This window comes from Chloracidobacterium sp. (assembly GCA_025057975.1).
In the GTDB taxonomy this organism is placed as follows: domain Bacteria; phylum Acidobacteriota; class Blastocatellia; order Chloracidobacteriales; family Chloracidobacteriaceae; genus Chloracidobacterium.
In genome coordinates, this window is record JANWUV010000012.1 from 54,404 (window position 1) to 69,153 (window position 14,750).

Sequence of the window (14,750 nt, forward strand, 5' to 3'; positions counted from 1 at the left end):
AGGCGAAGTCAAGCAATGGTTGGCGCTCGGCGGCATTGACCTTCGGAGCGAAGATTGACGTACAAGTGAAGGTGCGTAATATCACCTTCCATCACTCCGCCCGGCGGTTTTCGGCCCTAGTTGGTGATCCATGCGTGTTGAGTTGGCGAAAACCTTTACCTTTGAGGCAGCCCACCACCTGCCCTATGTCCCGCCCGACCACAAGTGCCGCCGCCTCCATGGTCACAGTTACCGGGTTGAGATCGTCGTCCGTGGCGACGTGGACCCCGAACTCGGCTGGTTGATGGACTTTGACCAGATCGCGCAGGCGTTTGAACCCATTCGGCTTCAGCTTGACCACTACTACCTCAACGAGATTCCCGGACTTGAAAACCCCACCAGCGAAATCTTGGCGCGTTGGATTTGGGAACGACTGGTGCCGACGTTGCCTTGCTTGTACCGGGTGAGCATTGCCGAGACATGCGCTTCGGCCTGCCACTACTACGGCGAAGTCGCCGAAACCTCGCCGTGAGATGGAACGCCTATGCAGTCGGAGTCGGACAGGGTCATGCGGCGCGCGTCATGGCTGATTTTCCTAGTGACGTTGGTTGACCAGATTGGGTGGGGGATGGTTGTCCCCATTTTGCCGACGTATGCGCGGGCGTTCGGCGGCTCGCCGGTGGTCGTTGGGTGGCTGTTGGCTGCCTATTCCATTGTGCAGTTGCTGTGTGCGCCGGCTATTGGGCGACTTTCTGATCGCAAGGGTCGCAAGCCGCTGCTGTTGGCGTGCATGGGGGGGTCAACGGTTGCGGCGGCGGCGACTGGCGCAGCGTCGTTACTGACCGACCACACGCTGGCGCTAGGCGTGTTGTTTGCGGCGCGCGCGCTAGACGGCGCAACGGGCGGCAATACGGCGCTGGCTATGAGCTACGCCAGCGATGTCGCGCCGCCGGAGCGACGCGCGCAGAGCCTAGGGATGATCGGCGCGGCGATTGGTCTGGGCTACACCATCGGCCCCGCGCTCGGTGGGCTGGTCGCCCACTACACCGACGCTGCGACGCCGTTTTACGTCGCTGCCGGCCTAGCTCTAGCCAACGGGCTGGCGATGTGGTGGCTGCTGCCGGAGAGCCTGTCCCCTGAACGCCGCGCCGAAGCTGCGTCCAACCATTACGCCGGCGATGTGGCTTCCCTGTGGACCTGGCTGCGCCATCCACAACTCGGCCCGCTGTTCGTCATTAACTTTCTGTTCATTGTGGCGGCGTCCTGCTACCAGATGATGCTGCCGCTCTACACCAACCTGCGGTTTTCGCTGGAGGAGCGTGACAATAGCTATCTGTTCGCTTTCCTCGGCCTGACGATGACAATTGTACAAGCCGGCTGCATTCGTCCGCTGGTACATCGGTTTGGGGAACGCTCCGTGTTTGTCTTCGGCGTTAGCTTGCTGACGACGACGCTGGCGGCAGCCCCGTTGGCGGATGCCGTCGCCGGTTTGGTTTGGCTGTGCGCCGGTATGGGCGTCGGAACGGCGCTCGCCAACCCGACGCTGCTGGCGTTGCTCACCAATCAAGCCGAGGAGGAGGAACGCGGCGAAGTCTTGGGGGTCGCTGCTTCCGTCGCTGGTCTCGGACGGATTCTGGCGCCTGCTTGGTGTGGGTACGCCGTGAAGCACGTTTCCATCGTGTCCCCGTTTGTAACCGGCGCTGCCGTCGCAGCATTAGCGACGGCAATGTTTGTCGCGTTCGTCACGATAAAAACAACGGCATCGGCTCGGTCGTAAGCCTGCTCTACGTACGCCTCTGGGAGGATTCGCCTATGCCGCCGCAACGTGAAATCTGGCGTGGTCCGCTTCTCGGAAAACAGCGCGACCATCTGTTGGCGGCGGTGAGGGCATTCATTCAGCAAGGCCGTGCGCAAAGCGTTCTCTATCTGACGGCCTCGCGGCCAATGCTGGACGCCGTTTCTCGTCGCCTGCTTGACGGGCAAAGCTGTGTCGGCAGCTTTGACGGGCTGCCGGTGTATCTCTTCAATGGATTCATCCGCCGCCTGCTGCGGACGGCGCTGCTTGAGTGGGACGGTCGCTGGCAACCTGTCCCCCGCCGCCGCGACATCAGTGGCGAAGACTACCCGATGCGCCGCCCGCTCATCGCCCAAATCATGCGGCAGCTTGCGCAACGAGGGCGACTGCCGGCTTTTGGCGCGTTGGCGACAGCCGGCGGCTGCGTCGCTTCCGTCACAAAGCTGATTGGCGAAATCACCCGCGCCGGTAAAACCGCCGCTGAGTTTGCCCGTATCGTTGAGCAACGCATCGCGCGTCATCAGGAAAGCCTCCCCGCGCCCGACCCGACCGGCACGCAGGCACCGCATCCGGCGGAGCAGGTTTATGGCTACGAACGTGATGTCGCCCGCATCGCCCAGTGCTACGCCGCCGCTTTGGAAATTGGTGGGCTGACCGAAAACGACTACGATTACTTGCGAGCGATAGCGGCGCTGGACGGTGAACTCGACGGCTCTCCCTGCCGGACGCCTTTCCTCGAAGGCGTCGAGTGGATCATTGTGGACGGCTTCTTCGACTTCACGCCGGTTCAGGGTGAAATCCTCCGCCGTCTGGTGGCGCGCGCGCCGCGGATCACCTTCAACTTCGACGATGACGTGGACAATCCGCAGGTTTTCGCGCCGGTTCAGGAAACCATCGCCAAAGTCAAAGCCATGGGCGAGGGGTTTACGGAAGTCGTCTTCCATGAACGAGCCGGGACGAAAACCATCGCCGTTGAGCCGACGGCGGAGGGGCTGGATATCTTGCGCCACGGGTTGTTCAATCCGTCGTTTCGTGCGCCGACGGCGGCGGAAGCTACTACGCCACCGGTCTTTGTGGCGGCCGCGCCCGATGTCGAACGCGAACTTCGGCATCTTGCCAAAACCATCAAGCAGTACGTCACGCTCGACGACCTGACGCCGTCCGACATCGCCATCGTCGTTCGGGACAAGGAGGCCTACGGCCCACATTTGCGGCGCATCCTGAGCGACGAAGGCATCGCCTACACGCTTGACGAACGGCTGCCGGTGATGGACGTTCCAGCCGTCCGCGCTTGGCTTAAGCTGTTGGCGGCGGCGATGGATCGTCCGTCCGATGAAAGCCCATCCGGGGAAGAGCCGCCAGCGATCCCAGTTGGCCGGCTGATTGATGTCCTCAAGAGTGATTACTTTGCCGTACCGGACAACTTGTTGACCGCCGACGACATAGAAAACGTCGTTGCGTTTGTCGGCGACCAGCTGCGCCTTGACGCTTGGCTCAAACGTGCGCAACGACTGGCGGCTTACCTGCGACGGCTGGGCAATGCAGCAGACAGTACGGTGGACGCCGACCAAACCGCCGAGACTGAAGCGGAGGCCGCCACATCTGAGCCGAAGGTTCACCCAGACGCCGTTACGGCCGCGGACCTGGACGCCGTCGGCGACCTGCTGCGACGACTGGGACGCCTGATTGCTGGCATCCCGTTGACGGGAACAGCGGAAGCGCTTTTGCAGGCTATTGAGCAGACGCTAGCGGCGTTGAGTTTTGAGTCGCGGCTCGAAACCGACATTCGGATGGCCGTGGGACAACCCCGGCGACTGCTGCAGGCGACGCTGGATTTGCGCGGGTTGCAGGCTGTTCGGCGGGCCGTGGCGGCCGCCGTGGACGCCCAACGGCTTGCAGCGCGCAGCATAGCGGCTGTTTTGGGCGGGGCGTCGCCGGTAAACACGGCCTCGCCCACGCTGACCTTGGCCGCCTTTCAGGCTGACATTCTGCGGGCGTTGGACGGCCTTACGTTGCGCGTTGAGCCGGAGACCTTTGGCGCAGTGCGCATTCTGGAAGCAACAACCGTGCGGGGTTTGCACTTTCCGGTCATTTTCGTTCCGGGCCTTGTGGAAGGCGGCTTTCCTATTCGACTGTCGGGCGACTGGATTTATCCGGCTGCCGAGCGCGAACAGCTCAAGGAGGACGGCCTCACCCTCGAAGATCTCTCGCCGGCGACCCTGGCTAAGGAAGAGCATTACTTTTACCAAGCCGTCTGTCGTGCAACGCAGGCCGTCCATCTTTCGTACCCGACCATCGGAGCGGAGGACGAGGAGTTGTCTCCCTCTTCGTTTCTGGCTGAAATCGGGCGGTTGGTCCCAGAAACACAGCCCGGCGGACGGCGGCACACTGTCGTGCCGAAGGGGTACGACGGCGCATCGCTGTTGAAAGCGACTACGAAGCACGAACTACTCCGTCAAACAGCGGCGGCAACCGCCCGTCTTCGACGCGGCGCGGCGGCTGATGAGCTGTTGTCGCCGCCGGACGCTGAAGACGCGCCGCCGGTGCTGTCACCGTTGGAACAACTGGCGGCCGTTCAAGATTACCTTGAGCGGCAGGGTTGGTTCTCTGCAACGCTCGTACAGCGCCAAGCAGTTGAGCAGTCCCGCTACAGCCGCGCATGGACGCCCTTTGACGGTCACATTGAAAGCGCTGACCTGCGCGAGGAATTGGCAAAGCGATTCGGCGAGCGGTACGTGTTCAGCGCCACGGCGTTGAATGAGTATGCGGCTTGCCCGTTCCGGTTTTTCGCCCACCGCGTCTTACGGCTTCGCCCGCGAGTCAGCGCTGCGCTTGATCTTCAGGCGGTGGAGCGCGGCCGCATCGTGCATGACATTCTGCGGGACGTTTACCGCCAAGACTCGCCGCACGCGGCCTCGCCCGACCAACAAGCAGTCCACTTGGAGCGACTGCATGCGGTGGCAAACGCTGTCTTTGACGCTTATGAGCAACGGATTCCGCCGCTCAACACCCGGTTGTGGGCGATTGAAAAGCGCGTCCTATTGACATACCTCGAACAACTGCTCATCGAAGAGATGACATATGGGAACGCCGCCGCCCATGTCACGGAACTGGCCTTTGGTATGCAGTCGCTGCACGCCGATCCTCGTTCGAAAAGATTGCCGCTGAGGCTCACCGGCGCAAACGGCGAAATCATTCAACTCCGTGGGCAAATAGACCGGATTGATATCCTTGAGGCTCGGAACGGCGCGGAAGGACAACGGGTGTTTGTTGTCTATGACTACAAGCTGTCTAAAGGCCCTTCCGTACGCGACATGCTCGAAGGGCGCGATGTACAAATCGCCGTCTACCTTGCGGCTTTGGCGAATAGTTTCCCCGAATTCCAACCCGTCATTGGCGGTGGCTATTTCGCCGTTGCAAAGACGCCGCGTTGTCACCATGGTCTTTACCTGTTGGAGTATGAAAGCCTGTTGAACCAGCCCTACGGTCGCTCATTCATATCACGAGAAGACTTTGAAGCCACATACAAGGTTGTTATGGATTACGTCTGGAAATATCAAGCGCAGATCAAACAAGGAAGATTTGATGTGTTCCCTGCACGCGGCATACGCGAGTGTGCGTCCTGCGATTTCTCATCTGTTTGCCGATATGAAACTTACAGAATCAGACGCAAGGTCGGCTCACCTCACAAAACTCAACGGCAAGACTAATCACGTTCACAACGGAGGTTGCAAGCATGTCCCAGACGAAAACGCTGCTTTCGGAGTCGGCCGCCAATCTTTCGGCGTACGAGAGCTATCACGGACTGACGGCGCAGGCCATTCAGCGTAGTTTTCTCGATCATCTGGAGTTTACCTTAGCCAAGGATCGCTTCAGCATGACCGAATTAGATCGCTATCTGGCGCTGGCCTATGCCATTCGAGACCGGCTCATCGAACGTTGGCTGCGGACGCAGGATGCCTACTACCGCGCTGACGCCAAACGGGTGTATTACCTCTCGATGGAATTCCTCATGGGGCGCACGCTTGGCAACGCTATCGTCAATCTCAATCTCCGGGAAGAGTGTCAGAAAGCCTTGGCCGACCTTGGTTACGCCCTTGAAGAAGTGCAGGAAATTGAACCCGACGCCGGCCTCGGCAACGGTGGTCTTGGCCGCCTAGCGGCTTGCTTTCTTGACTCCATGGCGACACTGGCGCTGCCGGGATATGGCTACGGCATTCGCTATGAGTATGGCATTTTCCACCAACAGATCAAAGACGGTGAGCAAGTCGAGCAACCGGACAACTGGCTGCGTTACGGCAATCCGTGGGAAATTGCGCGCCCCGAACTGCTTTACCCGGTGCACTACTACGGTGAAGTCGTCCAGTATCCAAACGAAAAAGGCAAGATTGTTCACAAGTGGATTAAAACAGAAACAGTCCTGGCGATGGCCTATGACACACCGATTCCGGGGTACGGCGTACAAAATGTCAACACCTTGCGTCTCTGGTCGTCGAAGGCCTCGCGGGAATTTGATTTCTACTACTTCAATGAGGGTGACTACATTAGTGCTGTTCGTTCAAAAACTGAATCTGAAACAATTTCAAAAGTTCTCTATCCCAATGACAATCGGCACTCCGGTAAAGAACTCCGGTTGAAGCAGGAGTATTTTTTTGTCTCAGCGACGCTTCAGGACATCTTTCGGCGCTACAAAAAGAACCGCTCAACTTTTGACGATTTTCCCGACAAAGTAGCCATCCAACTCAATGATACACATCCGGCAATCGCCGTCGCCGAACTGATGCGTATTTTCGTTGACATTGAAGATCTTCCTTGGGAAAAGGCGTGGGAACTGACGCGCGCAACCGTCGCCTACACAAACCACACGGTTTTGCCTGAAGCTCTAGAAAAGTGGACAGTTGACTTGCTGGGCAAAGTTCTGCCACGTCACTTAGAAATCATCTATGAGATCAATTACAGGTTCCTGCGCGAAGTTCGCTCAAGATATCCGAACAATGAATCGCTAGTGGAACGTGTCTCTTTAGTTGAGGAGCCGATTCCGAACATTCGTCCGAAGTCCATCAGAATGGCGCACCTAGCGATTGTCGGCTCACACCGCGTTAACGGCGTCGCCAAGCTCCACACGGAGATTCTCAAGCGAGATCTTTTCCGAGACTTCGCCATGATGTTTCCCGAAAGGTTTGAAAACAAAACCAACGGCATCACCCAGCGACGGTGGCTTGCCTGCTGCAATCCACGGCTGGCTCGACTGATTACAGAAGCCATTGGCGACAAGTGGATGACCGACCTGTATGAGATGGAAAAGTTGGTCCCACTCGCCGAAGACCCCGGCTTCCGGCAGGAATGGTGGAAAATCAAACAGGAGGGCAAGGACATTCTTATCAAGCTCATCGAAGATGAATGGGGCGGCAAGCTGCGGATAGACAAAACTTCAATGTTTGACTGTCAAGTGAAGCGCATTCATGAGTACAAGCGCCAGCTACTCAATGTCCTGCATGTGATTACGCTGTACAACCGTTTACGGCATAACCCAAACCTTGACATTACACCACGTACGATTATTTTCTCCGGTAAGGCGGCGCCGGGCTATCGGTTGGCGAAGTTGATTATTCGACTCATCAATGCCGTCGCTGAAATCGTCAACAATGACGTTATGGTGCGGGATCGCTTACGGGTTGTTTTTCTCCCGAACTACCGCGTTTCATTGGCGGAGAAAATTCTGCCGGGAGCGGAGTTGTCCGAGCAAATTTCGACTGCCGGCATGGAAGCCAGCGGCACAGGTAATATGAAGTTCGCGCTCAACGGCGCATTGACCATCGGAACGCTTGATGGGGCAAACATAGAAATCGCCGAAGAAGTAGGACGCGAGAATATCTTTATCTTCGGACTGACAGCTGAGGAAGTAGCGGCGCTGAGGCCACACTATGCATCGTGGGAGTATTTCCACAAGGACCTCGAACTCAATGAGGCGCTTAATATGATCGGCGGTGGGTATTTCAGTCCGCTTGATAGGGAACTCTTCCATCCGATTCTGTTTTCGTTGCTTGAAGGCGGCGACCAGTACATGGTGCTGGCGGACTATCGCGCCTATGTTGAATGTCAAGAACAGGTTTCGCAAGCGTACCTCAATCAGGATGAGTGGACGCGGAAATCCATCCTCAATGCGGCTAAAATGGGTAAGTTCTCTAGTGACCGAACGATTTTGGAATATGCCCAGTCTATTTGGAGAGTGTCGCCTGTCCATGTCAACATGGCGGCCTGTGAGATTTAGACGGAATGTTTTGGCTGGGTTTCACTCGTCAGTTTCCGGGGTCATCGAGCGCTGTAACACTGGCGAGCGCCATAATACTGGCTAGGCGTGAAGGCGGCGGCGTCTCGCCTGCGCAGTGAAGCAACGCACGCTTGGTCTTCCCGCCAGACAGGGCAGGGAAGGGCAGCCTTGCCCGCCCCGCAGGGTTTAGCGCCGTCCTGACACCGAAGCGTGCGCCGACGCGAACTCGTTCGAGCCGACGCGACCTCGTTTGAGAAACGAACCGGTTGCAAGCGAGCGCCGCTCAATGGTTTCTGGTACGTCCTCGGTGGAATCGAGCCGGAGACGCCAGCCGCTTACTCGCCAATGTCAATCGTGGAGCTTTTGGCCAACTCAGCACGGAAGGCGGCCATCTGCGCCGCCGGAATCTGCCAGTCAGCGTCAAGCGGCACACTCGCCGGCCGCGTCCACTCCGCTGACTTAGGTAGCGACCGCCACCACGCGGCATACCGTCCGATGACCGCCTCTCGGTCGCGCGCATCTGCAAGGTAGAAGAAGCCAAAATCCTCGCCGGAAACATTCCGCAGCGCGTCATAGGCGAAGTACCGAACGGCTGGATACGTGTCGCGCAACGCTTCAATTAGAAACGGAATCGCCCACTTGCGGTCGCGCGCCCGTCCGTCGGCTCCGCTTGTGCCCAACGCCCACGCAGCCGTGATGCGCGCCGACGGGTCGCGGCTGAACAACGCCCGTACCATTTCCGCAATGTTCGCCTCCGGGCGCGCGGCGTTGGTCTTGGACAGGGCGTACTTCGGCCCGTACCACTGCGTCATGTAGCGCGCCGCCCACGCGGCGCTTTCGCCCGGATGACACATGTTGCAGCCATTCGGCATCTCCGTCGTCAGGCTCTTATCCGGTTCTGGGTTGAGGATGCGGTGCGTCCGCTTGGCGGTCAGCAGGCCGAACGAAATGCGCGGACGATGACACTCATAACAGGCGCTCCCGCTCCCATCGGCCCGGTGATGCGTATGGGCTTCCACGTTGGCGGCGATGGCGGCGTGGCACTGCGTACAGGATTTGTTCCCGCGCATTTCATCGTGCATCAGCGATTGCTGGCGGCCCTTGTGCACGTCATGGCAACTGATGCAGGTCATGCCGCCTTCCGTGTGGCACTTGCTCATCAGCAGGCCCTGATACTCGTAAGCCGTCAAACGCGGCGTGCCGTCCGGGTAAAAACGCGGCGCGAAGCTGTAGTCGCCAACCTTGGCCGTGATGTCCAGCGGGCGGTAGTACTTCGCCAAATCCTCACCCGGTGTGTACGGGTCGCCCGTGGCCATAATCTCCCGAATCTTGTCGAGTTCGATGGGCAGGCGTTGGCCGTGGCAGTGACCGCACACCTGGGTGTTGGCGCGCTTGTCCAGCTTTGCCTGATTGACAATTGTCGGGTCGTCCGGGCGCGCCTGCCGTCGCAGCCACGTCCAGCCGAAAGCTTGATTCTTCTCAACATGGAGCTGTCCGGGGCCGTGGCAGGCTTCGCAGCCGATGCCGAGTTCCTCGACTTTGGTGTTTGTAAACTGCCCCGTCTTCAAGTCCATGCCGGGGTTGCCCTTGACGTTGTGGCAGAAGATGCAGTTGTTGTTCCACACGCTCGTGTGGCGGCTGAAATCCGGCAAGTCCGGGTGCAGAAACAGCCCTTGCAGGTTGAACCAGTATTTTTTCTCAATATTCCACGCGATGGGCAGCCGGTAGAACGTCGTCCCAACCTGCGTCACATACTGCTGGAAGCGCCGCGAGCCGATCGTACGGACAATTTTCGCCACCGCCATGCGTCCGCTCGGATCGAGCGTTTCCATGAAGAACTCGTCGCCGCGCCGAAACATCCGCGAAGTGACGCCTAGGTAGGTGTACGTCGCGTTGTTGAAGTCGCCGACCACGGTTTCGGGCGTCGCCGGCTGCGTCATTTTGTGGTGGTGCGACGCCAGCCAGTGATCAAACTGCTCGCGGTGGCACTCCCGGCAGCTTTCCGACCCGACGTAGGCGACTTTGGACAAGTCCGGCGCATAGGCGCGCATCGCCTCCACCTGCCGTCGCCAACCAAACCAGAGCAACGCGACGAGGACGCCGCCGCCAAGCAGGACGCTGAGTTTGACAAGAACCGACTTCGAAAACATGGTGACAGGCGTTACGGCTCCGAGCGATAGGGTTGTTCGAGATACCGCTGCGCCTGCTGACTTGCGGCCGCGTCGTCGCCCAGCTCGATGACCTTTTTGTATTCGGCCACGGCGCGGTCGCGCTGACCCAAGGCGTCGTAAGCATTGCCCTTCTTGAGCGCAGCCCAGGCTTCGACCCAACGCGGGCGCAAATCGCCGTCCAGCGCCTCGTCAAAGGCGTCGCGGGCCTTTTCGTAGTTGCGTTGGCGCAGGTACAGCAGGCCGAGATTGTACCACGCCCAACTGCTCCGGCGGTTGACCCGAATGGCGGCTTCAAACTGCTGCTGGGCTTCGGCGAACTCCCCATCTTCGATGTGCTGGATGCCCCGGCGCACGACGACGGCGACGCGCAGTTCGTCGGAAATCTGCAGAATCTTTATGTCGGGATCAATGATCAGGTCGCGCGGTTCAGAAGCGGCGCTCAACGTGAAGCTTGCTTCGCGCCCATCAAACTGAAGCGTCACCCGTTCGCTGCCGCCTTTGGCTTCAAGCATTATGTCCACTGGCATGCGGAAGCCTTCGAGGTTTTGCTCCAGCGTGCCGCGCATGCGGTACCCGCTGCCGGGAATGCGCAGGATTTTATAGTCCGGGACGAATTCCGGGACGCCAGTGGAATCCACCCACAGGGCGAAAAACCAGCGCATGTTTTGACCGGCGATCTGGTTCGTCAGGTTTTCAAAGTCGTCCAAGCTGAGGTTTTGGCCAAGGTACTGCGTGTAGCAGGTGGTCAACAGGCGGAAAAATGTTTCGTCGCCCAGCAAGCCGCGCAGCATCCGAAACACAAACGCGCCCTTGTAGAACATAATCGAGCGGTAGGCCGCCGATTGGTCGTCGAGTTCCGCCGGCGCGCGCCTGAGTGACGCCTGCGACTCAAACGCCAGCGCCCGCTCCAGCACTTCTCGCACCAGTTCCCGCAGTTCGCCTTCATTGCGGCGGGTTTCTTCGACAAGTATGTAGGCGTAAGTCGCCAAGCCCTGTGACAACCAAGCGTCGTCAAATGACCTGAGCAAAACACCCTGTCCCCACCACTGGAAGGCGACTTCACGGCAGAGCAGTTCACGCGGCAGCGTCCGCGCCTGAAAGACGCGCCCGGCCAGCAGTGTGACGCCGGCGCTGGTTGAAGCCTCAAGACTTTCGTCGTCAATTTCGACCAAATTCAGCGTTGGCCCGAAGGCGTAGCGCCCGAAGCTTTGTTCATAGCGCGCCAGAGCTTCGGACACGACCGCAGCGTACTCGGCCGCGCGGGCTTCATTGCCGGGACGAGTGTAAAAGCACACGTCCGTATCGCCTTGTCGCCGCGTCTGCGTTTGATACCGACCGACGGCGAAGTTCCCAAACAGCACGCGCCGTGTCGAGGCGAACGTCCACCGGGTACGCGGTCCTACCCCGCTCGGCAGCGTCGGCGCAGTGTGCTGTGGCGCGGTTTGTCCGGGTGGCGCAAAGGCAAGCGGCGACCACAGCTTCGCGCCCGGCCGGCGCGAGCGCGGACGTTGTGACGGGCGCGACGACGCCGGCCGCGGTGTGGCCGGCGGCTCTGGACGACGCTCCGGCTCCAACGATGGGACGCCCGGCCCTGTCGCCGGCTGCTTGCTCTGAAAGCCGTAGCCGACCACCGTCAGCCCATCGGGGACGGTGAGGTTCAGGGTGAAGGTGGCGGCGTCAGCGGCGTAGCCGTGGAACGGAAACCATCGCCCGCCGTAGAGCAAATACGCTGTCCCGTCTGTCCCGACATAAGCCAGCCGCTTGTTCGACAAAACGCCGCCTTCCGCCGAAAGCAACTGCCCAACGTATTCCACGATGACCACAAACGGCGTTCCCGGTGTTGTGGCGCGCGGCAGCGCAATCCGCAAATCCAAATCACGTAGGCGATCCTGCGTGAACTGCAACGGCTGCCGGTTTTCATCCAGTACACGCTTGACCTCCAGCGCGCCGTTGAACTCAAACACGACGGATTGCATTGGGCGGGCGGCGTCCATGGTGACTTTGACGCGCGCCACAAAGGTCTGGACGGCTGGGATGATTTCGGCGTCAATTTGATAGTCCAGAATGTCGAGCGGGTCATTAGCCGGGGCGGCTGTGACGGCTGTCAGGCATCCAATGGCGACGAGTAACCACAGCAGGAGGCTGCGCTGCGTTACTTTCCAAAAAGTGTGCGCCATTTTTCATCCACCTTGCGTTGAATGTCGGCTGTCATGCGATTCTCCCGCGGCCATGGGCGTGTAAAGCCTTCGCTGGGCCACTTGCGCGTGGCGTCAATACCCATTTTTGAGCCGTATGCTGGCAGCCGCGAGGCATGGTCAAGCGCGTCCACCGGGCCAAGCGTGAACTGGATGTCACGCTCTGGGTCAATGTTGTTGAGGACATACCACGCGACATAGCTTGGATCATTGACCGGCACGTCGTCGTCCACGACGACGACGACCTTCGTGAACATCAACTGCCCCGTTCCCCACAGGGCGTTCATGATTTTGCGGGCGTGGCCCGGGTAGGCTTTCTTGATGGATACAATCGCCAGGTTGTGAAACACGCCCTCAAAGGGCAAGTGCATATCCACAATTTCAGGGAATTGCCGCCGCAGGACAGGCTTGGCGATTTCGCTGACGGCCTCGCCCATCCAGCAGTCCTCCATTGGCGGCCGCCCAACAATCGTCGTCTGGTAGATCGGACGCCGCCGATGCGTGACGCAGACGACGTGAAACACAGGGTACTTGTCGGCTTCGGTGTAAAACCCGGTGTGGTCGCCAAACGGTCCTTCGGTGCGCAACTCCTGCGGGTCAACATACCCTTCGAGAACAATTTCCGCCGTCGCTGGCACTTCCAGATCGTTGGTGACACACTTGACCATCGGCACGGGTTTGCCGCGCAGAAAGCCCGCCAGCATCATTTCATCCACGTCGTCGGGGAGCGGGAAAATCGCCGCGAAGGTCAGGATGGGGTCACCGCCGATGGCGACGGCGACGGGCATGCGCTCGCCACGCTCAAGGGCCTCGCGCCAGTGCGATGCGCCGTGCTTGTGAATCTGCCAGTGCATGCCCGTCGTACAGCCGTCGTACAGTTGCATCCGGTACATCCCGACGTTGCGGCGTCCGGTCTTCGGGTGGCGCGTGAACACCAGCGGAAATGTGATGAAGCGCCCGCCGTCCTCCGGCCAACACTGAAGAATCGGCAGCCGGCGCAAATCAAACTCACCTTCTCGTAGGACGATTTCCTGACAGGGGCCGCGTTTGACGCGCTTGGGGAAAACCGCGCCGAGTTCGGCGAACTTGGGCAGCAGCTTGACTTTTTCCAGCATGCCCTGCGGCGACTTGAAATCGAGGATTTCGTTGAGCCGTCCGGCGATCTCGGCGTAATCCTTGACGCCCAGCGCCATCAGCATGCGGCGGCGACTGCCCAACGCATTGATCAGCACCGGAATGGATGACTCCTCAACGTTTTCAAACAGCAGCGCCGGGCCGCCGGCCTTCGAGACGCGGTCGGTGATTTCCGTGATTTCGAGGTGACAGGAAACGGGCGCTTTGATGCGTTTGAGTTCACCAGCCTCTTCAAGGGCCTGAATGAACTCACGGAGGTCTTCATAGGGCATGGGTGAACGACGACCAGCCAATCACACGGAGAAAATCCGGCCTTCGCCTACGCCGCGTCCGACGCAGGGACGGCTTGTTGTCGAAACTAATCCATGTTCGTCGGCGACCGGAAATGGTTTTCGGGGGAGGAAAGTCGGCGCCAATAAAAAAGCGGGCGAATCAACGACTCGCCCGCTTCACTGTGGTTGGTGGAGGTAAGCGGGTTCGAACCGCTGACCTCTGCAATGCCATTGCAGCGCTCTCCCAGCTGAGCTATACCCCCACAGCCGTGAGCTTGAACAGCTCGCAACGAAAACAGTATTCAAGTCGCAGCGTATCGTCAAGCCCTGCGTGACGATACACGACGCTACGCTGCTACAGACTTCTCTAGCTCAATCTTCTCCGGCTCAATGACCTCGTTGCCACGCCCGAACATGAAGCGGGTTGGGTGCTCGCGCATGATCTTGTCCTGAAGGCGCATCAACCCGTAGAGCAACGCTTCCGGGCGCGGCGGGCAGCCCGGCACGTATACATCTACCGGGATGATGCGGTCCACGCCCTGCAACGTCGAGTAGGTGTTGAACGGGCCGCCGACGTTGGAGCACGAACCCATCGAGATGACCCACTTGGGGTCGGGCATTTGCTCATAGATGCGCCGGACGACCGGGGCCATTTTGAGCGTAACCGTCCCGGCGACGATGATGAGGTCGGATTGACGTGGGCTGGGACGGAAAACGCCGGCGCCAAAGCGGTCAAGGTCAAACCGCGAAGCGCCCGTCGCCATCATTTCGATGGCGCAGCAGGCCAAACCGAACGTCATAGGCCAGAGCGCGGACTTACGCGCCCAGTTGAAGATGTAGTCAACCGACGACAGGATTAAACCCGGTGCCTCTTCGCGTACCACGGCTCAACATCCTTTCTTACTACTGCGGGCGTCGGCTTGGGGGCATACC

General features: G+C 59.5%; 8 protein-coding genes and 1 tRNA gene. 4 read left to right on the forward strand and 5 right to left on the reverse strand.

Annotated elements, in window-relative coordinates; translation table 11 throughout:
• The first annotated feature begins 130 nt into the window (after positions 1 to 130).
• From queD to NZ585_11410, 4 genes are read left to right on the forward strand one after another with little or no spacing between them, the layout of a single operon-like run.
• Positions 131 to 511: a 6-carboxytetrahydropterin synthase QueD gene (gene queD / locus NZ585_11395; protein ID MCS7080633.1), complete on the forward strand. Its 381-nt coding sequence runs from the start codon at positions 131 to 133 to the stop codon at positions 509 to 511.
• A gap of 12 nt (positions 512 to 523) precedes the next feature.
• Complete coding sequence (locus NZ585_11400) at positions 524 to 1,756, forward strand: MFS transporter (protein MCS7080634.1); 1,233 nt, start codon at positions 524 to 526, stop codon at positions 1,754 to 1,756.
• 35 nt (positions 1,757 to 1,791) lie between these two features.
• A complete protein-coding gene (locus tag NZ585_11405; GenBank protein MCS7080635.1) occupies positions 1,792 to 5,484 on the forward strand; it encodes a PD-(D/E)XK nuclease family protein in 3,693 nt (1,230 codons plus the stop codon).
• Between the two features lie 26 nt (positions 5,485 to 5,510).
• Entirely contained in the window at positions 5,511 to 8,045 is a 2,535-nt protein-coding gene (locus tag NZ585_11410; protein ID MCS7080636.1) for a glycogen/starch/alpha-glucan phosphorylase, read from the forward strand.
• A 335-nt stretch (positions 8,046 to 8,380) separates the two neighbouring features.
• Here the strand turns inward: NZ585_11410 and NZ585_11415 are convergent, their stop codons facing one another.
• The 5 genes from NZ585_11415 to nuoB all read right to left on the reverse strand — a co-directional run bounded on the left by NZ585_11415 (position 8,381) and on the right by nuoB (position 14,701).
• Entirely contained in the window at positions 8,381 to 10,195 is a 1,815-nt protein-coding gene (locus NZ585_11415; GenBank protein MCS7080637.1) for a hypothetical protein, read from the reverse strand.
• Positions 10,196 to 10,206: 11 nt separating this feature from the next.
• Positions 10,207 to 12,393, reverse strand: coding sequence for a M1 family aminopeptidase (locus NZ585_11420; protein MCS7080638.1), 2,187 nt, complete (start codon positions 12,391 to 12,393; stop codon positions 10,207 to 10,209).
• Positions 12,369 to 13,817, reverse strand: a complete 1,449-nt coding sequence (locus NZ585_11425) for a menaquinone biosynthesis decarboxylase (protein MCS7080639.1) — start codon at positions 13,815 to 13,817, stop codon at positions 12,369 to 12,371. The genes NZ585_11420 and NZ585_11425 overlap by 25 nt, the downstream gene beginning before the upstream one ends.
• Positions 13,818 to 14,004: 187 nt before the next feature.
• Positions 14,005 to 14,080, reverse strand: a tRNA-Ala gene (locus NZ585_11430).
• Between the two features lie 84 nt (positions 14,081 to 14,164).
• Positions 14,165 to 14,701: an NADH-quinone oxidoreductase subunit NuoB gene (gene nuoB / locus NZ585_11435; GenBank protein ID MCS7080640.1), complete on the reverse strand. Its 537-nt coding sequence runs from the start codon at positions 14,699 to 14,701 to the stop codon at positions 14,165 to 14,167.
• Positions 14,702 to 14,750 lie beyond the last annotated feature (49 nt).